Here is a 23,848-nt window from a genome sequence, read left to right as displayed (position 1 = left end):
GGGAGGGATTTTTCATACCCGCCATAGGTCGGGCCTGTCCCGTCGGCGCCAAACGACTAAGATCGCGCAAAAAAGCGCGACACGAACACGACCACGAGGAGAACGAACTTGGCACCCACCCCCAAGGCGGACAGCTATGTCTGCGGCATTTCCGATACGCCGCTGCTCGGTGAAACCATCGGCCGCAGCCTCGATCGCGCCCGCGCGCGCTGGGGTGAGCGCGAGGCGCTGGTCTCGCCCAGCCACAATGTGCGCTGGACCTGGAACGAATTCGCCGAGCGGGTCGAGGCGCTGGCGGCGGGGTTCCTTGCGCTCGGCCTGCAACGCGGCGAGCGGATCGGCATCTGGTCGCTGAACCGGCCGGAATGGACGCTGACGCAATTCGCCGCCGCGAAGGCCGGGCTGATCCTCGTCACCATCAATCCGGCCTATCGCCTGAGCGAGCTCGAATTCGCGCTCGGCAAGGTCGGCTGCGCCGCGATCGTGACGGCGACCGCGTTCAAGACCTCGGCCTATATGGAGATGCTGAACACGCTGCTGCCCGAGCTTGCGAGCGCCACACCCGGCCAATTGCGATCGGCGCGGCTGCCGCAATTGCGCGCCGTGATCCAGATCGGTGGACCGGCGGCGCCGGGCACGATTCCGTTCGATGCGGTCGCGCAGATGGGCGGGGAGCGTCATCGCGAGCAGCTTGCGGCGCTCGGCGCGAGCTTGCAATTCGACGACCCCGTCAACATCCAGTTCACCAGCGGCACCACCGGATCGCCGAAGGGCGTGACGCTGACCCATCACAACATCCTCAACAACGGCTACTTCACCGGCCGCGCCATGCGGCTGACCGAACAGGACCGCATCTGCATTCCGGTGCCGCTCTATCATTGCTTCGGCATGGTGATGGGCAACCTTGCCTCGGTCACGCTCGGCACCACCATGGTGTATCCCGGCGAAGGTTTTGATCCCTTGGCGACGTTGACGACGATTGCGCAGGAGAAATGCACGACGCTGTACGGCGTGCCGACCATGTTCATCGCCGAGCTCGATCATCCGGAGTTCTCTCGCTTCGATCTCTCCTCGCTGCGTACCGGCATCATGGCCGGCGCGCCCTGCCCGATCGAGGTGATGAAACGCGTCAACACCGAGATGAACATGCGCGAGGTGACGATCGCCTACGGCATGACCGAGACCAGTCCGGTGAGCTTCCAGAGCGCAACCGACGATCCCTTGGAGCGCCGCGTCTCCACCGTCGGTCGCATCCATCCGCATGTCGAGGTCAAGGTGGTCGATCTCGACGGCAAGGTGGTGCCGCGCGGCGAACGCGGCGAGCTCTGCACCCGCGGCTACAGCGTCATGCTCGGCTATTGGGACGAGAAGGAAAAGACCGGCGAGGTGCTCGACGCCAATGGCTGGATGCACACCGGCGATCTCGCCGTGATCGACGACGAGGGCTATTGCAACATCGTCGGCCGCATCAAGGACCTGGTGATCCGCGGCGGCGAGAACCTTTATCCCCGAGAGATCGAGGAATTCCTCTACCGCCATCCGAAGATCCAGGACGTGCAGATCTTCGGCGTCGCCGACCAGCGCTACGGCGAGGAGCTGTGCGCCTGGGTTCGCGTGCGGTCAGGCGAAACGCTCACGGCAGACGAGGTCCGCGCCTTCTGCCAGGGCCAGATCGCCCACAACAAGATCCCGCGCTATGTCGAATTCGTCGAGGAATTCCCGATGACGGTGACCGGCAAGATCCAGAAATTCGTGATGCGCGACGCGGTGGAGAAGCGGCTGGGATTGAAGGCGGCGAAGACAGCGTGATGCTTCGTCTCCCTCTCCCGCTTGCTGGGGAGGGTCGGGGTGGGGGCTCTCTCCACGAGTCATTCTGTGGAGAGAGCCCCACCCGGCGCTAAGCGCCGATCTCCCCCGCAGGCGGGAGAGGTGAAGAAAGTGAGCCGCGCCTTAAACCAGCAGCCCCTTCGCCTTCGCCAGATCCTTCAGCGACACCAGCGGCCGGGCGCCGATGTGCTGGATCACCTCGGCGGCGGCGAGCGCGCCGAGACGGCCGGCATTTTCGTAACCGACATTGCGCACGAGACCGACCAAGAAGCCGGCCGCGAACAGGTCGCCGGCGCCTGTTGTGTCGACGAGCTTGTCGATCGGAGAGGCCGGCGCCGAAGTAACCTCATTCCCGGAGATCACGACGCAGCCCTTCTCGCTGCGGGTGACGACGCCGAGCTTCGTGTCCTTGCCGAACTGCTTCAGCGCGGTGTCGAAATCCGAGGTCTGGTACAGCGAGTGCAACTCGGACTCGTTTGAAAACACCAGGTCCACGATGCCCTTGCGCATCAGATCGAGGAATTCGTCGCGGTAGCGATCGACGCAGAACGAATCCGACAGCGTCAGTGCGACCTGGCGGCCGGCGCCATGCGCAATCGTCGCCGCCTTCACGAAAGCGTCCTTGGCGTTCTTCGGATCCCAGAGATAGCCTTCGAGATAGATGATGCCGGCGGCTTCGATCTGCGCCGGAACGATGTCGTCGGGTGTCAGGTCCTGCGCGGCGCCGAGATAGGTGTTCATGGTGCGCTCGCCGTCCGGCGTCACCAGCACGTAGCAGCAGCCGGTGGCCGGGCCGGACTTGGCCGGCGCGGTGTCGAAGGTGACGCCGGCGGCGCGGATGTCGTGGACGTAAAGCTTGCCGATCTGGTCGTCCTTGACCTTGCCGACATAGGCGGCGCGGGCCCCGAGATTGCCGACGCCGACGATCGTGTTGGCAGCCGAGCCACCCGACATCTCGGTCGCCACGCCCATGTCGCTGTAGATCGCGGTGGCGCGCGCCTCGTCGATCAGCTGCATCGAGCCCTTGGTCATGCCGTGACGGGCAAGGAATGCCTCATCTGTTTGCACCAGCACGTCGAAGATCGCGTTGCCGATCCCGAGAACGTCATATTTTGCGTCAGCCATAGACCTGCCCTGTGTTAACGCCACCCAACAAGAGCCGCGACCTATCACGTTACACCTAGCGCCAGCAAGGGAAGCGGCTGCTATACAGGCCCGATGTTCCGCTCCTTCCTCACCGTCTCCTCGGGAACGCTGGCCTCGCGACTGCTCGGCTTCGTGCGCGATTCCGTGATCGCGGCGCTGCTTGGCGCGGGGCCGGTGGCGGATGCGTTTCTGGCGGCGTTCCAGCTTGTGAACGTGGTGCGGCGGCTGCTGGCCGAGGGTGGGCTGAACGCTGCCTTGGTGCCGGCATGGCTGAAGGCGCGCGATGCGGACGGCATGGACGCGGCAACCGCGTTTGCCGGTCGCGTGCTCGGCACCGTCAGCGCCGCCGTGATCGCGGCCGCGCTCGTGATCGGCGTTTTGATGCCGCTGGTGATCGCGGCGATCGCGCCCGGCTTTGTCGGCCGCGACACGCTGCAATTCGCCGTCGACGATGCAAGGCTGATGCTGCCCTATCTCGCCTTCGCCGGCCCGGTCACCGTGATGATGGCGCTGCTCAACGCGCAGGGGCGCTTTGCGCTGACGGCGTTCTCGCCGCTGCTGTTCAACATCACGCTGATCGCAGTCATGGCGGTGCTGCTGATGCGGCAGCAGGATCCGGTGCAGGCCGCGCTTGTCATGGCGGCCACCATCGGCGTCGCCGGCTTCCTGCAACTGTCGATGCTGGCGCTGCGCGGCGCAAAGCTCGCGGCGCCGCTGCGCGTCTCCTTCGATCCCGAGATGCGCGGCTTTCTCGGCCGCGCGGTCCCCGGCATGGTCGCGAGCAGCGCGCCGCAATGGCTCATGGTTGCTGGCGCGGTGATCGCGTCCACCTCGCCATCGGCGGTGTCCTGGCTCTATTTCGCCAACCGCCTGCTCGAGCTGCCGCTCGGCATTGTCGGCGTCGCGATGGGTACCGTGCTGATCCCGGAGATGACGCGCGCCGTGCGCAGCGGCGAGCATGCGGCGATCGCGCATGCGGAATCGCGCGCCCTCGAGCTTGCGGCCGGGCTGGCGCTGCCGGCGACGCTCGGTCTGATGGTGCTGAGCGGACCGATCGTGCGGATGCTGTTCGAGCACGGCGCGTTCACCGCGGAGGATAGCGCGGCAACCGCACAGGCCCTGATCTGGCTGACGCTCGCGCTGCCGGCGCATGTGCTGGTGAAGGCGCTGTCGCCGGCATTCTTTGCCCGCGAGGACACGCTGACGCCATTGTTTGCGACGCTGAAGGCGGTCGTGGTGGCGATCGCCGCGGCCTTCCTGCTCGGCCATCTCTTCGGCGCCAGCGGCATTGCCGCAGGGATCGCACTCGGCGCCTGGAGCAATGCGCTGGCACTGATCCGCAGGGGCGCCGCCACTTTCGGCTTCTCGATCGATGCCGATGCCCGCCGCCGGCTGCCGCGTATCCTGGCGGCGGCAGCCGCGATGGGCGCTTTGCTGTGGCTCGCGGAAGGCGCGCTGCCGGCCGAAGGCGCACACGGTTTGGCGCGGGCGGCTGCCCTCCTCGTGCTGATCGCGGCCGGCATCGCCGCTTACGGGCTGTTTTTGCAAGCTTTGGGCGTCACCGGCTGGCGCGCGGCGGTTAACGCCATCAGGCAAAGACGCCCCGCCTGACTTGCGCGCGCGGGGCTTAAGTGGCAAACGACGCCGCAAAAGCGATCATTTCCGGGAATCGAGACCATGGCGTTCGTTGAACGGGTTTTCTCAGGCGTCCAGCCGACGGGCAATCTGCACCTCGGCAACTATCTCGGCGCCATCGTCAACTTCGTGAAGATGCAGCAGACCCATAACTGCATCTATTGCGTCGTCGACATGCACGCGATCACGCAGGGCGTCGAGGTCTGGGGCGGCCCGGCCGAGCTCGCGCGCAACACCCGCGAGGTGACCGCGGCCTTCATCGCCTCGGGCATCGATGCCAAGAAGCACATCGTGTTCAACCAGAGCCAGATCGCCGGCCATGCCGAACTGACCTGGATCTTCAACTGCGTCGCGCGGATCGGCTGGCTGAACCGCATGACCCAGTTCAAGGAGAAGGCCGGCAAGGACCGCGAGAACGCTTCCGTCGGGCTCTACGACTATCCGGTGCTGATGGCGGCCGACATCTTGCTGTATCGCGCCACCCATGTGCCGGTCGGCGAGGACCAGAAGCAGCATCTCGAGCTGTCCCGCGACATCGCGCAGAAGTTCAACAACGACTTCGGCGATTCGATCCGTGGCCATGGCTTCGCCGACGGCCTGTTCTTTCCGCAGCCCGAGCCGCTGATCACGGGGCCCGCGACGCGGGTGATGAGCCTGCGCGACGGCACTAAGAAGATGTCGAAGTCGGATGCGTCGGACAATTCGCGCATCAACCTCACCGACGACGCCGACACCATCGCGCAGAAGATCCGCAAGGCGAAGACCGATCCGGAGCCGCTGCCGTCGGAGGAAAAGGGCCTCGAGACGCGCCCGGAGGCCGACAATCTGGTCGGCATCTACGCGGCGCTCGCCGGCATCTCCAAGCAGGAGGTGCTGACGCAGTTCGGCGGCGGGCAGTTCTCCAGCTTCAAGAACGCGCTGGTCGAGGTTTGCGTTGCAAAATTGGCGCCGATCGCCTCCGAGATGAAGAAGCTGGTCGCCGATCCCGGCCATGTCGACTCGATCCTGGTCGACGGCGCCAACCGCGCCCGCGGCATCGCCGACGAGACCATGCGCCTCACCAAGGATATCGTCGGCTTCATTCGCCAGCGCTGACATCACCGGCAGACCTGCGCGCTCCCTCTCCCCAACAGAGAGGGAGTGTGGCAGCATGGGTTGGTTTGGTTCAGCACCGGGACATGCATGACCACCCAGCGACGAAGCTACGAGACAGGTCACAAGCCGAAATGCCTCGTCATCGTTGACGACACTGCGGAATGGGACCGCGCGGTGTATTACGCCAGCCGCTGGGCGATCCGGGTCGGCGGCGGCGTCGTGATGCTGCGGGTGATCGAGACCGAGGATCAGAACCAGCAATGGCTCGGGGTCGCCGACATCATGCGCGCGGAGGCCGAGGAGGCCGCCAATGAGGCGCTCGACCGCGCCGCCGGCCGCGCCAACGGGATCGCCGCGATCACCCCGGAGCGGGCGATTCGCGAGGGCGACCCGACCGAGCAGATCCTCGACGTGATCGACAAGGACGTCGATATCGCCATGCTGGTGCTGGCCGCCAATCCCGGCGCGGAGGGCCCCGGGCCGATCATCACCACCATGGCCAAGACCATGGGCACGTTCCCGATCCCGGTGACCATCGTGCCCGGCGGCCTGACCGACGCCGAGATCGATGCCCTGTCGTAGGGGTTATCGACCTCGAAACCCCTCCCAAGGCATGGATCGCGGCCCGGAACCGCGGTTTTGCGGCTTGATCGGCGGCTTTTTAGTTGCCATTTGGTAGGGGAACCCAACGCGCCGGCCTTGAACCGGCGACGCCGGAGAGAGCAAATGTTCATTCAGACCGAAGCCACACCCAATCCCGCCACCCTGAAATTCATCCCGGGCCGCCTGGTGCTCGACAGCGGGACCATGGAATTCTCGTCGGCCGAATCCGCCGCACGCTCGCCGCTCGCCGAACGGCTGTTCGCCGTAGCCGGTGTCACCGGCGTGTTCTACGGCGCCGACTTCATCACCGTGACCAAAGCGGACGGCGACTGGCAGCACCTCAAGCCCGCGATCCTCGGCGCCATCATGGAGCATTACATGTCCGGCGCACCGCTGCTCGCCGACGGCACCGCGGGTAGCGACGATGCGCGTGACGAGGAAGACGAGTTCTTCGACGAGGCCGACGCCGAGACGGTCGAGCAGATCAAGGACCTGATCGAGACCCGGGTCCGTCCGGCCGTTGCCAATGACGGCGGCGACATCACCTTCCGCGGTTTCAAGGACGGCATCGTCTATCTCAACATGAAGGGCTCCTGCGCCGGCTGCCCGTCATCGACCGCCACCTTGCAGCACGGCATCCAGAACCTGCTCCGGCACTTCGTGCCCGACGTGCAGGAAGTCCGGCCGATGTAATTTGCGCAGGGTGGGTCGCCAAGCGCAGCCCACCTTCGATACGACACAGTTGATGGTGGGCACAGCATTGCGCTTTGCCCGCCCAAGAGGGGGGACGAACGGTGAGCCGGCGAATCGGAAATGGTGCTGACCTTCCGTTCGCCCTGACGTTTGCCCCATGATGATTCTCGCCATTGATACCGCACTCGACGCCTGCTCCGCGGCGGTGCTCGACACCACCTCCGGCAACACCATCGCGATCGAATCGCAAGCGATGCAGCGCGGCCATGCCGAGGCGCTGATGCCGCTGATCGCGCGGGTGATGAAGGAGAGCGGCATCGGCTTTGCCGGCCTCGACCGCATCGCAGTCACCACCGGCCCCGGCAGCTTCACCGGCCTGCGCGTCGGCCTCTCGGCGGCGCGCGGCATCGCACTCGCCGCCTCGAAGCCGATCGTCGGACTGTCGACGCTCGCTGCCTACGCCGCGCCCGTGGTTGCCGAGAATGGCGAGAGCCCGATCCTGTCGGCGATCGATGCGCGGCACGATCACGTCTATTTCCAGCTCGTCGGCGGCGACGGCAGCTTGATGCTTAAGCCGAAGGTGGCGCCGATCGCGGAGGCGCTCGATGCCTCTCAATTCGGTGCGCTGCATCTGGTCGGCAACGCCGCCAACATTCTCGCCGAGCGCTGGCCTGCGGATGCACCGCCGCCGGTCAAGGTCGACAGGCAGCCGGCACCCGATATCACCTGGGTCGCCTGGGTCGGCGCCGCCGTGGATCCCGACACTGCGCCGCCGCGTCCGTTCTATCTGCGCGCACCCGACGCGAAGCCGCCGAAGGATCGCCTCGTCATCAGCGCGCCGCCATCGACATGACCGGTTGGCTGTCGCGCTGGTGGGGTGGCGGTCCGCCCGCGGTCGAGCCCGCATCGCTGCGGGACGCGGCGCGGCTCGCCCAGTTGCACGGCGCCTCGTTTCATCGTGGCTGGGGCGAGGGCGAATTCGAGACGATGCTGACCGAGCGCAACACGCTGGTGCACCGGCTGCGCCAGGGAAGCAAGGTGATCGGCTTTGCGGTCTCGCGAATGGCGGCGGACGAGGCGGAAATCCTGTCGATCGCAATCGATTCCAATCAACGCGGCCGCGGCCTGTCGCGCGACCTGCTGCTGACCCATCTCGGCCACCTTGCCGGCCGTGGCATCCGCACCATCTTCCTCGAAGTGGAAGAGAACAATGCGCCGGCGCGACGGCTGTATGAAAGGGCCGGATTCGCCGTGATCGGCCGCCGCGAACGCTATTACAAGCAGCCCGGTGGGGAACATTTGAACGCGCTTCTGATGCGGCGCGACTTGTCGTAACATCGGCGCGATGGCAGAACAGCGCCCTGCTCTGTTACCCAAGGTTTGAAGAATACGGCCTGAAACCCATGACCACGGTGAAAATCCCGCCTGCGCAGAAAAATACCGGCATCGAGGCGCGCTGCGCCGCGACCGGCATGCGCATGACCGAACAGCGCCGCGTGATCGCGCGGGTGCTGGCGGAGGCGATGGATCATCCCGACGTCGAGGAACTGTACCGCCGCTGTGTGGCGGTCGACGACAAGATCTCGATCTCGACGGTCTATCGCACCGTCAAGCTGTTCGAGGATGCCGGCATCATCGAGCGTCACGACTTCCGTGAGGGCCGTGCGCGCTACGAGCAGATGCCCGAGAGCCATCACGACCATCTGATCAATCTGCGCGACGGCAAGGTGATCGAATTCACTTCCGAGGAAATCGAGAAGCTGCAGGCCGAGATCGCGCGCAAGCTCGGCTACAAGCTGGTCGATCACCGGCTCGAGCTCTATTGCGTCCCGCTCGACGACGACAGCAAGTCGTAGGCGCGCGCCACGCATCGAAAGACCATGAGCTTCGATCTCGTCATCTTCGATTGCGACGGCGTGCTGGTCGACAGCGAGGTGATCTCCTGTCGCGCGCATGCGGACACGCTGACGCGGCACGGCTTTCCGATCACCCCCGACGGCGTGCTGAAGCGTTTCCTCGGCGTGTCCGATCGCGAGGCCCGGCGGATCGTCGAAAGCGAGATCGGCCGCGCGTTGCCCGATACGTTCGAGGCCGAGGTCAAGCACGCGACGCTGAGCTTCTATGCCGACGATCTCAACGCCATCGCGCATGTCGGCGATGCGATCACAGCGCTCACCTTGCCGAAATGCGTGGCCTCCAGCGGCACGCCGGAGAAGATCCATCACGGCCTGACCTGCGTCGGGCTCTACGACCAGCTCGCGCCGCATATTTTCTCCGCCACCCAGGTCCAGCACGGCAAGCCCGCGCCAGATCTGTTTCTGTTTGCGGCCGAACAGATGGGCGCACGGTCGGAACGCTGCGTCGTGATCGAGGACAGCGTGGCCGGCGTCACCGGCGCCTGCGCCGCCGGAATGACCGTGCTCGGTTTCTACGGCGGCAGCCATTGCACGGCGGAACACGAGGCCATGCTGCGCCGGGCCGGCGCGGCCATAACCTTCGCCGATATGCGCCAATTGCCCGATTTGATCGCCCAGGCCGGCCAAAAACACGGCTCGATCGCTGGATTTTCCCCGGTTTAGGCTATATTTCAGCCCCGGCGCCCCGATGGCGCCGTTTCCTTTTCGTATTCAGGGTTCCATGACGACGCCGCGCAAGCTGCACATCAAGTCCTATGGCTGCCAGATGAACGTCTACGATGCGCAACGCATGGTGGACACGCTGGCCGGCGAGGGCTTTGTCGAGACCGCGAGCGCCGAAGACGCCGACCTCGTGATCCTCAACACCTGCCACATCCGCGAGAAGGCGTCGGAGAAGGTCTACTCCGAGCTCGGGCGGCTCCGCGTCGCCAAGGACGAGGCCGCGCGGGCGGGCCGCGAGATGAAGATCGCGGTCGCCGGCTGCGTCGCGCAGGCCGAAGGCGCCGAGATCATCCACCGCGCACCGACCGTCGATATCGTGGTCGGGCCGCAGAGCTATCATCACCTGCCTGAACTGCTGAAGCGCGCCAAGGAAAACGGCCGCGCGCTCGAGACCGAATTCCCGGTCGAGGACAAGTTCGGCTTCCTGCCGCAGCCGAAGCCGGATGCGATCCGCGCCCGCGGCATCTCCGCCTTCGTCACGGTGCAGGAAGGCTGCGACAAGTTCTGCACCTTCTGCGTGGTGCCTTATACGCGCGGCGCGGAAGTCTCGCGTCCGGTCGCCAGGATCATCGACGACGTGAAGCAGCTCGCCGACAATGGCGTGCGCGAATTCACGCTGATCGGACAGAACGTCAACGCCTATCACGGCGAAGGCCCCGACGGCCGCACCTGGCCGCTCGGCAAATTGTTGCAGCGCCTCGCGGAGATTTCGGGCGTTACGCGCCTGCGCTATTCCACCAGCCATCCGCGCGACGTCGACGATTCGCTGATCGCGGCGCATCGCGATTTGCCCGCGCTGATGCCGTTCGTGCACCTGCCGGTGCAGTCGGGGTCGGACCGTATCCTTGCAGCCATGAACCGCAAACATACCGCCGATGACTACCGCCGTGTCATCGACCGGTTCCGGGCGGCGCGGCAAGACATTGCTTTTTCATCAGATTTTATCGTGGGCTTCCCCGGCGAGACCAGGGAAGAATTTTCCGCCACCCTCGCGCTTGTCACGCAAATCGGGTACGCTGCGGCGTATTCATTCAAGTATTCGCCACGGCCAGGCACGCCGGCGGCGGAGATGCGGGAGACGGTGTCAGCAGCCGAGATGGACGAGCGCTTGGGGCGGCTTCAGGAATTGATCGACAGCCAGCAATCGGCCTTCAACCGTGCTGCGATCGGCACAACGGTCGATGTGCTGTTCGAGCGCGCCGCGCGCAATCCGGGCCAGATCGTCGGCCGTACCGCCTATCTGCAGCCCGCCCATGTGATGGCATCGCGCGACATCATCGGCCAGGTCCGCCCCGTGCGGATCGACAGCCTCGAGCGCTACAGCCTGATCGGCGAGCTCGCAACGCAATCCGCACCCGGCCTCATTTCGCAGACCATTGGAGCCTGAAATCCTTGCCCAAAAGCGCATCGGATTCGCCTTCGCTTGCTCCCAGCCGCAAACCTGACCGCGACATGCAAATACCCCCTGAAACTCAGGTCGTCATTGATTTCGACGACAACCGTGCCGCATCCGCGCTGGTCGGCCCCTACGGACAGAATCTGGCGCTGGTCGAGCGGCGGCTCGGCGTCGTGGTCGATTCCCGCGGCAACCACGTCACCATCGCGGGCTCCCGCGACGGCTGCGACGCGGCCCGGCGCGTCCTGGAGACGCTCTATGCCCAGGCCGTCGCAGGCCATGACCTCGATCAGGGTGAGGTCGAAGGCGCGATCCGCGCCGTGATCGCGCAGGGCTCGCTGTTCGAGTTCGACAACAAGACCGCCAAGCCGACCTTCGAGACCATCAATCTGCGCAAGCGTCCGGTGCGCGCCCGCACCGCGGCGCAAGACTCTTACATCCGCGCGCTGAAGCGGCATGAACTCGTGTTCGGCATCGGCCCGGCCGGCACCGGCAAGACCTGGCTCGCGGTCGCCCATGCGGCTCAGCTGTTCGAACGCAAGGAAGTCGATCGCATCATCCTGACGCGGCCCGCGGTCGAGGCCGGCGAACGGCTCGGCTTCCTGCCCGGCGATCTCAAGGAGAAGGTCGATCCGTATCTGCGCCCGATCTATGACGCGCTGTACGATCTGATGGATGCCCGTGTCGTCGAGCGCGCGCTGCAGGGCAACGAGATCGAGATCGCGCCGCTCGCCTTCATGCGCGGCCGCACCCTGACCAATGCCGCGATCATCCTCGACGAGGCGCAGAACACCACGTCGATGCAGATGAAGATGTTCTTGACCCGCCTCGGCGAGAACAGCCGGATGATCGTCACCGGCGACCCTTCGCAGATCGACCTGCCGAACGGTCAGACCTCCGGCCTCGCGGAAGCCGTGAAGCTGCTCGACGGTGTCGAGGGCATCGCGCAGGTGCACTTCAAGGCCGAGGACGTCATCCGCCATGAATTGGTGGCGCGCATCGTGGCCGCCTATGAGGGATTGCCGCAAAAGCCGGCAAACGCCAGATCTTGAGCCCAATAGCTTCGGCCGCGAGCCCGCGCGATGCGGGTTCCGGCCATAACGCAGATTTTGAAACGAACGTGTCCGCTTTTCCTGCAACCGAGGTTCTCGTCACCGCCGAATGCTGGCAGGCGGAGCCAGATGCCGACGCGGTGATACATCGCGCCATCGAGCTGCGGCCGCAATCGCCGATGCCAATGTCGCCGATGCCGAGCTTGCGGTGATGCTGACCGACGACGCCGGCATTCGCACCCTCAACGCCAACTGGCGCAGCATCGACAAGCCGACCAACGTGCTGTCGTTTCCGGCGCTGCAGCCGGAAGGCGGCGGCGGACCCGACGATGCCCCGCGCATGCTCGGCGACATCGCGATTGCCTATGAGACGACGCGGCGGGAAGCCGATGACGAACAGAAACCGTTCGACCATCATTTGAGCCATCTCGCGGTGCATGGCTTCCTGCATCTGATCGGTTACGACCACGAGAACGATGACGATGCCGAGGACATGGAGTCGCTCGAGCGCGAGATCCTGTCCTCCCTCGGCATTCCCGACCCCTATGCGGATCGGATCGCCTGACATGCCGGATTCCGAACCGACCCATGACAATCCGCGCAACGTGAGCAACCTGCCCGCGGTCGTGCACGAAGGCGAGGTGCAGCGCCCGGCCGCCGAAGGCTGGCTGGTGCGCGCGATCCGCACGCTGTTCGGCTGGAAGGCCGGCTCGGTGCGCGACGATCTGCAGGTGGTGCTCGACGCATCGACGCCCGACGATGTCGGCTTCTCGGCAATCGAGCGCACCATGCTGCGCAACATCCTGTCGCTGAACGAGCGGCGGATCGCCGACGTCATGGTGCACCGTGCCGACATCGTCGCGGTCAAGCGCGACATTCCGCTCGGCGAATTGATGAGCCTGTTCGAGAGCGCCGCGCATTCGCGCCTCGTCGTCTACAACGAGACCCTCGACGACCCCGAGGGCATGGTGCACATCCGCGACCTGCTCGCCTTCATGACCGCGAAGGCGCGCGTCACCGATGCGACCAAGACGAAGCGCAAGAAGCCTTTTCCCGCGGGCCTCGACCTGCGCAGCGTCGATCTCGCGTTGCCGCTGGCGGACGCCCATATCATCCGCAAGCTGCTCTATATCCCGCCGTCGATGCGCGCGATCGACCTGCTGGCGCAGATGCAGGCCTCGCGCATCCATCTCGCGCTGGTGGTCGACGAATATGGCGGCACCGACGGACTGGTGTCGATCGAGGACATTGTCGAGCAGATCGTCGGCGAAATCGATGACGAGCACGATTCCGACGAGCCGCCGTCGATCGTCCGCCAGCCGGACAACTCCTTCATCGCCGACGCTCGCGCCAGCCTCGATGATGTCCGTTCGGTGATCGGCGAAGACTTCGTGACCGGCGAGGCCGGCGAGGAGGTCGAGACGCTGGGCGGCTATCTCGTCTCGTTCGTCGGCCGCCTGCCGGTGCGCGGCGAGGTGATTTCCGGTCCCGGCAATTACGAGGTCGAAGTGCTCGACGCCGATCCGCGGCGGGTCAAGCGCGTGCGGGTCACGACACGCAAGGAGCGGCCGGCGCCGCGCAAGGAACGCGAGCGGCGCCGCGAGCAGGCACCGGACTCCGGAAACCCGCAGGCGAATGACAACATGCCGCCGCCCGGCGATGGAGCCGGTCCGCAGTGAGGCTGTCAGACAAACTCCGCTCGGTCGGGCTTGCGATCATTTTGACCTGGGGATGGAAGCGCGCGGTGCTCGCGCTCGCAGCCGGCGCATTGTCCTCGCTGGCGATGGCGCCGTTCAACGCCTGGCCGGTGCTGTTCCTGACCTTCTCCATCGCAGTCTGGCTGATCGACGGCGCTGCTGCCGGGCGTTGGCGCGGCGTGCCCGCCGCAGCGCTGTCCGGCTTCTGGTTCGGCCTCGGCTATTTCGTGCCGGGACTGTACTGGATCGGCTACGCCTTCTTCGTCGATGCCGACACCTTCGCCTGGCTGACGCCGTTCGCGGTGCTCGGCCTGCCTGCCTATCTCGCGCTGTTCACCGCTTTCGGCTTCGCGCTGGCGCGGCTGATCTGGCCGCGCGACGTCTCGCGCGTGCTGGCGCTGGCCGTCGGCCTGACGATCTCGGAATGGCTGCGCGGCCATCTGCTGAGCGGCTTTCCGTGGAATGCGTTCGGCTATGCGCTGACCGAGCCGCTTGCGCTCGCGCAGACCGCATCGCTGATCGGGCTGTGGGGCATGACGTTCCTGAGCGTCGCGATCTTCGCAAGCCCGGCCGTGCTGATCGACGGCGCCTCACGCGGCCGCAAGCCGTGGCGCGCACCGGCGGCGGCGGTGCTGGTCCTCGCCGCGATGCTGGCATTCGGCGCATTCCGCCTCGCCCAGCAGCCGACCAGCATGGTCGCCGGCGTCAAGCTGCGCATCATGCAGCCCGATTTGCAGCAGGACGCCAAGTTCAACTACTCCGCCAAGGCGGCGGTGATGCAGAAATATCTCACTCTGTCGGATCGCGCGTCCGGGCCGCATTCGACCGGCGTGAGCGACTCCACCATCCTGATCTGGCCGGAATCCGCGTTTCCCTTCTTCCTGACCAAGGAAGCCGATGCGATGGCGCAGATCGCCGATCTCCTGCCGAAGGGAACCGTGCTGATCACCGGCTCGGTGCGCGCACCCGATCTGCCGCCCAACGTCCGCATCACGCGCGCCTATAATTCGATCTACGTCATCGACCATGACGGCAGCGTTCTCGCGGTCTACGACAAGCTGCACCTCGTCCCATTCGGAGAATATCTGCCGTTCCAGGACTGGATGGAGAAGCTCGGCCTGGTGCAGCTCACCAAGGTGCAGGGCGGCTACATTCCCGGCACGATCCGCCGCCCGCTCGACATTCCGAATGCACCGCGCGCGCTGCCCCTGATCTGCTACGAGGCGATCTTCCCCGGCAATGTCGTGAGCCGCGACGATCGTCCCGGCTGGATCGTCAACGTCACCAATGACGGCTGGTTCGGAATCTCGACCGGCCCCTATCAGCATCTGCAGCAGGCCCGGCTGCGCTCGATCGAGGAAGGCCTGCCGCTGGTGCGTGCCGCGAACACGGGCATCTCGGCCGTCATCGATCCGCTCGGGCGGATCGTCGCGCGACTCGGGCTCGGCACCGAAGGTGTGCTCGATGCCGGCCTGCCGGCAGCGATCGCGCCGACGATCTACGCGCGTGCCGGGAACATCCCGGCCGCTGTGATTGTGTTGGTTGCCCTCGCAATCGTATTGCGGAGACGTTTTGTCAGGCGAAAAGCCTGATCCTGCATATCGCCGGTTGTCGCCGAACCCGAAAAAACGTCGAAATTTACCTCAGCGCGATTCCACCAGTTGACAGATCGACCGTGCACTTCGCATTGTACGGGTCCACGCGAAATCACAAGCCAAGTCAGCCCCTTTGCGCAAATTGTCCGCATTTCGTCCCGATCCTCCTTGCAGGATTTGACGGCACCGGCGCCTGAGGCATACTCCACGTCCAACTTGCCTCACCCCCCGGGCGCGCAATCCCTTAGGAGAGTTGGAGATGTCCACCAAAGCGCCCAATCCTGTTGACAAATATGTCGGCAGCCGCGTCCGTATGCGACGCATCATGCTCGGCATGAGCCAGGAAAAACTGGGCGAGGCGTTAGGCCTGACGTTCCAGCAGGTGCAGAAATACGAGAAGGGCACCAACCGTGTCGGCGCGAGCCGGCTGCAGCAGATCTCCGAAATCCTGCAGGTGCCGGTCTCTTTCCTGTTCGACGGCGGCCCGAGCGGCGTCAAGACCGCTGACGGCTTCAGCGAGGGCTCCTCGCCGGCCTATGTGTCCGATTTTCTGGCAACCGCCGAAGGCCTGGCCCTGACCCGTGCGTTCACGCGGATCGCGGACGCCAAACTCCGCCGCAGCATCGTCGAACTGGTCGAGCAGATCGCGGCGCGCGAGGCGGCCGAACAGGTCTGACCCTGCCTTATCCGTTTGAGAGATCGTCAAATCTGGAATATGTCATTCCGGCGCACGCTGAGGCGTGACGAGTTCCGGTCGAATCGTCGTCGCGCTTCAGCTCCTTGTTTGAGCATGATTCCTTCGGAGACCGCTGCGCGCTGTTCCGGATCGTGCCTTGGCGCGTGCGCTGAATGACAAAGCGAATTCACAGGCCAAAATTCACAGGCGTCGACAACAGCATGTCCAGCAACCCGTTCGAAACCGCAGCTATCCTCGACGGCATTCGCCGCTGGGTCGAGATCGAATCGCCGACCGAGCGGCCGGACCAGGTCAACCGACTGGCTGACCTCGTCGCGTCTGAATATCGCGGCCTGCCGGCCACGGTCGACCGCGTTGCGGGGCGCGAGGGCTGCGGCGATCACCTGGTGACGCGCTCGTCCTGGGGGCAGGACGCCCCGGGGATTCTGGTGTTGAGCCATCTCGACACAGTTCATCCGATGGGATTCATCGAACGGTTACCATTCAAGATCGAAGGCGACAGCGCGTTCGGCCCTGGCATCTACGACATGAAGGGCGGCGCCTACCTCGCCTTTCATGCATTCCGGCAGATCTGCGCCGATGACGCGCGCCCGCCGCTCGGCATCACCCAGCTCTACGTATCGGACGAGGAAATCGGCAGCCCTACCTCGCGCGCGCTGATCGAGGCCGAGGGCCGCAAGGCCAAATACGTGCTGGTGACCGAGCCGGCGCGCGACGGCGGCAAGATCGTCACCGGGCGCAAGGGCGTCGCGCGCTTCGATGTGCACATCAAGGGCGCACCGGCGCATGCCGGCACGCGCCCCGAGGATGGCCGCAGCGCGATCCGGGAACTCGGCAATGTGATCCAGACGCTGGAGGCGATGAACGATCTCAAGCGCGGCGTCACCGTCAATGTCGGCGTGGTCCGTGGCGGCACCAAGCCGAACGTGATCGCCGAAGAGGCCTATGCGGAAGTCGACATGCGCGTGCCGTCCATGGCCGACGCCGACGAGCTGGTGCCGAAGATCCTCGGCATCACCTCGCGCACCGAGGGCGTCAGCGTGAAGGTGACCGGGGAACTGAACCGTCCGCCCTATGAGAAGAGCAATGCCGGCGCAGCGCTCTACGAACACGCCCGCGAGCTTGCCACTGAACTGGGCTTCGAGCTGCTCGATGTGTTCACCGGCGGCGGCTCCGACGGCAATTTCACCGCACCGCATACTGCAACCCTCGACGGCCTCGGCGTCGACGGCAAGGGTGCGCATACCCATTACGAGCAGCTCTACATCTCCTCGATCGAGCCGCGCGCGCGCCTGCTCTACCGGCTGTATCAGACGCTGCGATGACACCTGCTCCGAACGACACCAGCGATCGCGATTCCCCGGAGGACGGCGCGATGGCCCATTCGCGCGGCTCGTTCTTCGGGCGGCGCAAGGGCCACAAGCTGCGTTCGCACCAGGCCGACCTGATCGACAATCTGCTGCCGCATCTTTCAATCGACATCGCGGCGCCCGCGCCCGAGGCGCTGACCGAATTGTTCGATGACGGCATCGAGAATGTCCGGCTCGAGATCGGCTTCGGCGGCGGCGAGCATCTGATCGCGGAAGCGCAGGCCTTCCCCACGACCGGCTTCATCGGCTGCGAGCCCTACGTCAACGGGATGGCGAAGATCCTGACCCAGATCGAGGCGCAGAATATCGGCAACATCCGCCTGTTCGCCGGCGACGCCGCCGAGCTATTGGCCTGGGCGCCGGCGCGCTCGCTCGCACGCATTGACCTCATTCATCCCGATCCCTGGCCGAAGCGCCGGCACTGGAAACGGCGCTTCGTGCAGGATGCCACGGTCGCTGCAATGGCGCGATTGCTCCCGCCGGGCGGTGAATTCCGCTTCGTCAGCGACATCGACGATTACTGCGCCTGGACGCTCGCGCATCTGATGCGCTCGCCGGATTTCGCCTGGCTCGCCGAGCGCGCAATCGACTGGCTCGAGCCGTGGCCGAACTACACGATGACGCGCTATGGCGCCAAGGCCGAGCGAGAGGGGCGCAAAGCGGCGTATCTGAGGTTCAGGCGATTGCCTTGACGGTGTCATTCCGGGGCGTGCGAAGCACGAACCCGGAATCCATCAGCCACATGTGCCGACGGAGAAATGGATTCTCAGATGCGCAATTGCGCATCATGGCTCTCGCTACGCGAGCCCCGGAATGACGCAGGAGACTATCCCTTCGCTTCCGCCATCCGCGCCTTCCTGACGTCGGTCGCCTCCCACACCATGCGCTTGCCGCGCTCGCGGCCGAGCAGCTCGATCGGATCGTGGTTGTCGATGTGGCCGAACTGGCCCTTGTAGACGCTGTAGCCGCACAATTCCTGCAGGCGGCGCGGGAAGCGCGCCGCGGTCTCGCGCGGAATGCCGAGCTGCAAATTCTCCTGCTGCCGCATCCAGCCCCAGCAATAGGCGCAGGAAAACGCGAAGCGCCTGGTGTCGCTGGTGTTGGCGCCGCCGCCATGCCACAGCGCAGAGTCGAACAGCATCACGCTGCCCGCCGGCATGGTCGCGGTGACCGCGTCGTAGTCCTTGCCGTATTCCGGCGACGAATCGAATTTGTGGCTCGCCGGAATGATCCGCGTCGCGCCGTTGTCGTCGCGGAAATCGGACAGCGCCCAGATCGCATTGATGGTGATCGGGATGTGCGGCCGCGGCAGCGGGATCAATTGGGTGTCTTCATGGATCGGCTGCGCCTCCTGGCCGGGGCCGAGCACCAGCGAGCAGTACGACGACAGCAGGCACTCCCGGTCCAGCACGCGCTCGACCACCGGCAGCACGTTCTCATGCAGCGGCACCTCCCAGAACAGATCGTCATAAGTCAGGAGGTTGTTGATGCGCAGCGTCTTGAAGCCTTCGAACGATGTCCGGGCAAGGCCGAGATTGTGCTCGCGCTCGATCCGCTCGACCGCCGCCTTCAATCCCTCGACCAGATCCGGCGAGGCGGCGCGCTCGATCACGGTGTATCCGTCGTCGCGAATCCGCTCGGCGTGCGATTGGATGTCGGCGTCCGTCAGCATGGCGATCTCCCCGTTGGCGCTGTGTCGCGCCTTGCGGAAAGCATAGCTGTCAGCGTGGAGGCTTGGAAAGCGCCTTGATGGAGGCAATCGATTTGTCGCCGCGCGGAAAAATGGATTTCGACGCGAACGACTATCGCGACTTCCAGAAATCCACGACGCGTTGCGCAGTCGACGGCATCAGCCGAACGAAGTTCACCCGCGCGCCTTCGATATCGGCCGGCGACGGCACTCGGTTCGGCCCGAGCCGCATCAGGATCAGCGCGCGCACGGTCGGCCATTCGAAGCCGACCGTCTTGCTGGCGATCAGGATCGGGTCGTAGCGGTCGCCGGCGATCAGGCGATCGAGCGTGACGATCTTCACGGCGGTCATCGCGGCCAGCGCGGCCACGCATTCCTCGTATTTGAAGGCCTTTGCGAAGCCTGCCACCGCGGCCTCGTTCAATTCCCCGGCACGATGCAGCGCCAGAATCGCGCGCTGCGCGGCGGCGAAATCGCGCCCCTCGACCTGCGCGACAACACCCTCGATCTCGCTCATCGCCAGCTTGATCTGGGCTTGCCGTTCCGGCTTGGCGACGACTTGCAGCCGGCGGCGGATCACGTCGATCGAGCCGGCCAGCAGGTTCTTCAAATGCGCGGGCGGCAGATCGTCACGGCGTCCGATCCGCAGTGTCAGCACGCCGTCCTGGCTCGCGCGACGCACCATCGTCGTAAAGGATGTGTCGGAGAATGCGGCGCCGGCATTGCCGGCCGCGCATCGGATCACGTCACGATCACCGCGACGGACGAGCACGTCGGTCAGCGCGGTCGAAAGCCTGGATCGCTCGGCCATTGCCAGCAAATGACCCTGGCCCTTGGCATTGGCGATCTCGACCAGCACCTTCTCGTCAATCACCGGCGAGCGGCGCAGCACCGGGCCCGCGATCGCGACCTCGTCCTCGCGGGCGAGTTGCCCGACCAGATGGCGCGGCGCGTTGGCGAGCGGCGCGAGCCGTTCGGCGAGATCGATCCGCGCCGCAAGCTCGGCGTGCGGCACCAGGCTGGTCAGTACCCCGTCGAACAGGTCGATATGGTCGGGGCGGAAGCTCGCGGCGCCCTGGAGGAACAGCTCGCCGAGCCGCCGTGCGGCCTCGGCGCGGCGCCTGGGGTCGCCGCGGCGAACGATGTCGTCGAGTTCCGGGATCAGCGCGGGGGCTGTCGTCATGGGCCTTGTCCAACCGGCGACTTCTGCCGATTTTCGGCAATCTATGGTCCCGTTCGTAAACGGAGGGTTAGGTCAAACCTGCACCCGTGGAGCGGCAAAATCGCCTTCCGCCGGGACAGGAGGCCTTGCCGGACCCCGCCAAAAGGGCTATATCCAGCGCAACTTATGGTATCTCATACGATCGCGTAGGAGAGTGGGCCCCCCGGGACCCGCTCTTTTTTATTACCTGACGGGACCCGGCGAGGCCGGATCCAGTTTGGGTAGCGTTAGCGGCCCCTTAAGGCCACCCGAACAACACAACAGACCTCAAACAGCCTAGACCTCAGACAGCCTTTGACACTCGATATGACCGATCCGACCGCCACGTCCGTGGACCCCGAACTGCTCGCCGAGCCGAGGCTCGTCGTCGAGCCCGGGGTCGCGGCGCGCGTCGCCGCGGTCGCAGTCCCGGTGCTGCAGGGCATGGGCTATCGCCTGGTGCGCATCAAGGTTTCGGGCGACGCCGGCTGCACCGTGCAGATCATGGCGGAGCGGCCCGACGGCTCGATGCAGCTCGAGGATTGCGAGGCCATTTCGCGCGCGCTGTCGCCGGTGCTCGATGTCGCCGACCCGATCGAGCGCGCCTACCGGCTGGAAATCTCGTCGCCCGGCATCGACCGCCCGCTGGTGCGCCGCTCCGACTTCGAGCGCTACACCGGCCATCTCGTGAAGATCGAGATGGCGGTGCCGCATCAGGGCCGCAAGCGGTTCCGCGGCCTGCTCGCCGGCGTCGAGGACAACGCGGTGCGCATCACGCGCGACGATCCGCGCCCGACCGAGGATGCCGAGGTTCTGCTGGTGATGGAAGACATCTCGGACGCGCGGCTGGTGCTGACCGACGAGCTGATCGAGGAATCGATGCGCCGCGGCAAGGCCGCCGAGCGCGATCTGCGCCGCGAGCTTGGCCTCGCGCCGCAGCAGCCGGCCCACGCCAGGAACAGCGATCCGGCGAAGAGTCAGAAGCCGAAACCCAAACCTGGTCACAAGCCCGGCAGCAAGCCGGCCCCGACCAACACCAAAAAGCACCGCCTGGCGGCCGAGCGCGCGCGGCGTGGCGAGATCGATCCATTCGAAGGAGACTAAGCCATGGCAGTCAGCGCCAACAAACTCGAACTGCTGCAGATCGCAGACGCAGTTGCGCGCGAAAAGTCGATCGACCGCTCCATCGTGATCGCGGCGATGGAAGACGCCATCGCCAAGGCCGCACGCGCCCGTTACGGCAGCGAGACCGACGTCCATGCCGAGATCGACGCCAAGAAGGGTGAACTGCGGCTGACGCGCCACATGCTGGTGGTCGACGTCGTCGAGAACTCCTCCAACCAGATTTCGCTGTTCGACGCGCAGCGCGCCAATCCGGGCGCCCAGGTCGGCGACACCATCGCCGATACGCTGCCGCCGCTGGAATATGGCCGCATCGCCGCGCAGTCGGCCAAGCAGGTGATCGTGCAGAAGGTGCGCGAGGCCGAGCGCGACCGGCAGTACCAGGAATTCAAGGACCGCATCGGCGACATCGTCAACGGCATCGTCAAGCGCGTCGAATATGGCAGCGTGATCGTCGACCTCGGCCGTGGCGAAGCGATCGTGCGCCGCGACGAGATGCTGCCGCGCGAAGTGTTCCGCAACGGCGACCGCGTCCGCGCCTATATCTTCGACGTCCGCCGCGAGACCCGCGGCCCGCAGATCTTCCTGTCGCGCACCCATCCGCAGTTCATGGCGAAGCTGTTCGCGCAGGAAGTGCCGGAAATCTATGACGGCATCGTCGAGATCAAGGCGGTCGCCCGCGATCCCGGCTCGCGCGCCAAGATCGGCGTGATCTCGCGCGATTCCTCGGTCGACCCGGTCGGCGCCTGCGTCGGCATGCGCGGCTCGCGCGTGCAGGCCGTGGTGAACGAGCTGCAGGGCGAGAAGATCGACATCATTCCGTGGTCGCCCGACATCGCGACCTTCGTCGTCAACGCGCTGGCGCCCGCTGAAGTCGCCAAGGTCGTGATCGATGAAGACCGCGAGCGCATCGAGGTCGTGGTTCCCGACACCAACAACCAGCTGTCGCTGGCGATCGGCCGCCGCGGCCAGAACGTCCGCCTCGCCTCGCAGCTGACCGGCTGGGACATCGACATCCTGACCGAGCAGGAAGAGTCGGAGCGCCGCCAGGCCGACTTCGAGAACTCGACCCGCGTGTTCATGGAAGCGCTCAATGTCGACGAGGTGGTCGGCCAGCTGCTCGCCTCCGAAGGCTTCACCTCGGTCGAGGAACTCGCGCTGGTCGACGTCAAGGAACTCGCCGGCATCGAAGGTTTCGACGAGGAAACCGCGACCGAGCTGCAGACCCGCGCCCGTGAATATCTGGAACAGCTCGAGGCCGAGCTGGAAGCCAAGCGCAAGGAACTCGGCGTCGAGGACGCCATGAAGGACGTCCCCGGCATCACCGGCAAGATGATGGTGAAGCTCGGCGAGAACGACGTGAAGACCGTCGAGGATCTCGCCGGCTGCGCCACCGACGACCTGGTCGGCTGGACCGAGCGCAAGGAAGGCGGCGAGCCGACCAAGCATGCCGGGTTCCTCGATGGCATCGAGATCTCGCGCGACGAGGCCGAGGCCATGATCATGCAGGCCCGCCTCAAGGCCGGCTGGATCACCGAGGCCGACCTTGCCAAGCCTGCCGAGGAGGCCGAGGCCGCCGAAGCAGAAACAGCGGCGTCGTAAGGAGATGGCCTACGGATGCTCGCTCAGGCTGACCCCGATCTCGACGATGGACCGCGGACTCAGAAGTCCGCGACCACGCGGATGTGCGCGGTCAGCCGCGAGGTGCGTCCGATCGACGAGCTGATCCGGTTCGTCGTCGCGCCCACGGGCGAGGTGATCCCGGATCTCAAGCGCAAGCTGCCCGGCCGCGGATTATGGATTTCCGCGTCGCGGCGCAGCGTTGCGGAAGCGGTCCGCCGTCACCAATTTAGCAAGGGATTCAAGCGCGATGTCCGTGTCGCGCCGACCCTTCCCGCCGACACCGAGGCACTGCTGGTGCGCAGCGTCACCGAGGCCCTGGCGATGGCCGCCAAGGCCGGCCAGGTCGTCGCGGGCTTCGGCAAGGTCGAGGACGCACTCAACCGGAACGAAACTGCAGCCCTGATCCACGCTTCCGACGGCGCAGCGGACGGAATCCGCAAATTGGACGCGATCGTCAGGCAAAGGGGCGAAAAACGTGGTGAATCGCCGGTAATCGCCGTCGTCAATGTTTTGACGTCGGAAGAATTGGATTTGGCACTTGGGCGGTCAAATGTGATACATGCTGCGCTGCTCGCGGGCCCAGCGAGCAAGACGTTCCTGTCGCGCTGCCAGATGCTGGTCCGATACCGGATGGCCGACGACGACAAGACCGCCGAAGCGGCCAGAAATTCCAGAGCCTGATCCAGGAAGGCGGACGCCGTCTTTCCGACCGGATCATGCTCAGCAAACGACGACACGTTGAAGGATTTGTGCGGCAACCGCACAGC

The 23,848-nt window shown here is 65.5% G+C and carries 22 protein-coding genes and 1 pseudogene; 20 read left to right on the top strand and 3 right to left on the bottom strand.

Translation table 11 applies throughout. From position 1 onward, the window contains the following. Window positions 1-108: 108 nt before the first annotated feature. On the top strand, window positions 109-1,809 hold the full coding sequence (locus ALC15_RS22065) for an AMP-binding protein (RefSeq protein WP_050629072.1): 1,701 nt from the start codon (window positions 109-111) through the stop codon (window positions 1,807-1,809). A gap of 141 nt (window positions 1,810-1,950) precedes the next feature. On the opposite strand, the gene ALC15_RS22060 is transcribed toward ALC15_RS22065, so the two are convergent. Then, the gene (locus ALC15_RS22060; protein WP_050629071.1) at window positions 1,951-2,952 is read right to left on the bottom strand and encodes an adenosine kinase; all 1,002 of its coding nucleotides are present in this window, start codon (window positions 2,950-2,952) and stop codon (window positions 1,951-1,953) included. Window positions 2,953-3,045: 93 nt separating this feature from the next. Between ALC15_RS22060 and murJ the strand changes: the two genes are divergently transcribed. The 16 genes and pseudogenes from murJ to trmB all read left to right on the top strand — a co-directional run bounded on the left by murJ (window position 3,046) and on the right by trmB (window position 18,137). Continuing rightward, window positions 3,046-4,584 (top strand): murein biosynthesis integral membrane protein MurJ, encoded by a 1,539-nt coding sequence (gene murJ, locus ALC15_RS22055; protein ID WP_050629070.1) that lies wholly within the window; start codon window positions 3,046-3,048, stop codon window positions 4,582-4,584. 66 nt (window positions 4,585-4,650) lie between these two features. After that, window positions 4,651-5,703: a tryptophan--tRNA ligase gene (trpS, locus tag ALC15_RS22050; protein ID WP_050629069.1), complete on the top strand. Its 1,053-nt coding sequence runs from the start codon at window positions 4,651-4,653 to the stop codon at window positions 5,701-5,703. An 87-nt stretch (window positions 5,704-5,790) separates the two neighbouring features. Beyond that, window positions 5,791-6,285 carry a universal stress protein gene (locus tag ALC15_RS22045; protein WP_050629068.1) on the top strand — a complete coding sequence of 165 codons (495 nt, stop codon included), beginning with the start codon at window positions 5,791-5,793 and terminating at the stop codon, window positions 6,283-6,285. A gap of 144 nt (window positions 6,286-6,429) precedes the next feature. Further along, the gene (locus ALC15_RS22040; RefSeq protein WP_050629067.1) at window positions 6,430-6,999 is read left to right on the top strand and encodes a NifU family protein; all 570 of its coding nucleotides are present in this window, start codon (window positions 6,430-6,432) and stop codon (window positions 6,997-6,999) included. 157 nt (window positions 7,000-7,156) lie between these two features. Beyond that, window positions 7,157-7,852, top strand: a complete 696-nt coding sequence (gene tsaB, locus ALC15_RS22035; protein WP_050629066.1) for a tRNA (adenosine(37)-N6)-threonylcarbamoyltransferase complex dimerization subunit type 1 TsaB — start codon at window positions 7,157-7,159, stop codon at window positions 7,850-7,852. Further along, entirely contained in the window at window positions 7,849-8,334 is a 486-nt protein-coding gene (rimI, locus tag ALC15_RS22030) for a ribosomal protein S18-alanine N-acetyltransferase (protein WP_050629065.1), read from the top strand. Before tsaB ends, rimI begins: the two co-directional genes overlap by 4 nt. 68 nt (window positions 8,335-8,402) lie before the next feature. Then, window positions 8,403-8,855: a Fur family transcriptional regulator gene (locus ALC15_RS22025; RefSeq protein WP_050629064.1), complete on the top strand. Its 453-nt coding sequence runs from the start codon at window positions 8,403-8,405 to the stop codon at window positions 8,853-8,855. Between the two features lie 24 nt (window positions 8,856-8,879). Beyond that, window positions 8,880-9,578, top strand: coding sequence for an HAD family hydrolase (locus tag ALC15_RS22020; RefSeq protein WP_050629063.1), 699 nt, complete (start codon window positions 8,880-8,882; stop codon window positions 9,576-9,578). Window positions 9,579-9,636: 58 nt separating this feature from the next. Then, entirely contained in the window at window positions 9,637-11,025 is a 1,389-nt protein-coding gene (gene miaB, locus ALC15_RS22015) for a tRNA (N6-isopentenyl adenosine(37)-C2)-methylthiotransferase MiaB (protein WP_050629062.1), read from the top strand. Window positions 11,026-11,090: 65 nt separating this feature from the next. Beyond that, window positions 11,091-12,086 (top strand): PhoH family protein, encoded by a 996-nt coding sequence (locus ALC15_RS22010; RefSeq protein WP_050629061.1) that lies wholly within the window; start codon window positions 11,091-11,093, stop codon window positions 12,084-12,086. Window positions 12,087-12,154: 68 nt separating this feature from the next. Next, window positions 12,155-12,651 (top strand): annotated as a pseudogene (gene ybeY, locus ALC15_RS22005) (rRNA maturation RNase YbeY). 1 nt (window position 12,652) lies between these two features. Further along, window positions 12,653-13,765: a hemolysin family protein gene (locus tag ALC15_RS22000; protein ID WP_050629060.1), complete on the top strand. Its 1,113-nt coding sequence runs from the start codon at window positions 12,653-12,655 to the stop codon at window positions 13,763-13,765. Then, on the top strand, window positions 13,762-15,375 hold the full coding sequence (gene lnt / locus ALC15_RS21995) for an apolipoprotein N-acyltransferase (RefSeq protein ID WP_050629059.1): 1,614 nt from the start codon (window positions 13,762-13,764) through the stop codon (window positions 15,373-15,375). The genes ALC15_RS22000 and lnt overlap by 4 nt, the downstream gene beginning before the upstream one ends. A 262-nt stretch (window positions 15,376-15,637) precedes the next feature. Next, window positions 15,638-16,054 carry a helix-turn-helix domain-containing protein gene (locus tag ALC15_RS21990; RefSeq protein WP_021082652.1) on the top strand — a complete coding sequence of 139 codons (417 nt, stop codon included), beginning with the start codon at window positions 15,638-15,640 and terminating at the stop codon, window positions 16,052-16,054. Window positions 16,055-16,275: 221 nt separating this feature from the next. Then, complete coding sequence (locus ALC15_RS21985) at window positions 16,276-17,400, top strand: M20 family metallopeptidase (RefSeq protein ID WP_200914684.1); 1,125 nt, start codon at window positions 16,276-16,278, stop codon at window positions 17,398-17,400. Further along, window positions 17,397-18,137, top strand: a complete 741-nt coding sequence (gene trmB / locus ALC15_RS21980; protein ID WP_050629057.1) for a tRNA (guanosine(46)-N7)-methyltransferase TrmB — start codon at window positions 17,397-17,399, stop codon at window positions 18,135-18,137. The genes ALC15_RS21985 and trmB overlap by 4 nt, the downstream gene beginning before the upstream one ends. 134 nt (window positions 18,138-18,271) lie before the next feature. Here the strand turns inward: trmB and ALC15_RS21975 are convergent, their stop codons facing one another. Continuing rightward, entirely contained in the window at window positions 18,272-19,117 is an 846-nt protein-coding gene (locus tag ALC15_RS21975; RefSeq protein WP_050629056.1) for a phytanoyl-CoA dioxygenase family protein, read from the bottom strand. Window positions 19,118-19,247: 130 nt separating this feature from the next. Continuing rightward, window positions 19,248-20,318 carry a DUF2336 domain-containing protein gene (locus ALC15_RS21970; protein WP_050629055.1) on the bottom strand — a complete coding sequence of 357 codons (1,071 nt, stop codon included), beginning with the start codon at window positions 20,316-20,318 and terminating at the stop codon, window positions 19,248-19,250. 345 nt (window positions 20,319-20,663) lie between these two features. Here ALC15_RS21970 and rimP point away from each other — a divergent pair, with 345 nt between their 5' ends. From rimP to ALC15_RS21955, 3 genes are read left to right on the top strand one after another with little or no spacing between them, the layout of a single operon-like run. Then, a complete protein-coding gene (rimP, locus tag ALC15_RS21965; protein WP_050629054.1) occupies window positions 20,664-21,440 on the top strand; it encodes a ribosome maturation factor RimP in 777 nt (258 codons plus the stop codon). 3 nt (window positions 21,441-21,443) lie between these two features. Beyond that, a complete protein-coding gene (gene nusA, locus ALC15_RS21960) occupies window positions 21,444-23,060 on the top strand; it encodes a transcription termination factor NusA (protein WP_050629053.1) in 1,617 nt (538 codons plus the stop codon). 15 nt (window positions 23,061-23,075) lie between these two features. Continuing rightward, window positions 23,076-23,762 (top strand): RNA-binding protein, encoded by a 687-nt coding sequence (locus ALC15_RS21955; protein WP_050629052.1) that lies wholly within the window; start codon window positions 23,076-23,078, stop codon window positions 23,760-23,762. Window positions 23,763-23,848 lie beyond the last annotated feature (86 nt).

It is taken from the genome of Bradyrhizobium viridifuturi, assembly GCF_001238275.1.
Taxonomy (GTDB): domain Bacteria; phylum Pseudomonadota; class Alphaproteobacteria; order Rhizobiales; family Xanthobacteraceae; genus Bradyrhizobium; species Bradyrhizobium viridifuturi.
Note: the sequence above shows the minus strand (reverse complement) of the source record. Positions and strands in the feature narration are given on the sequence as shown.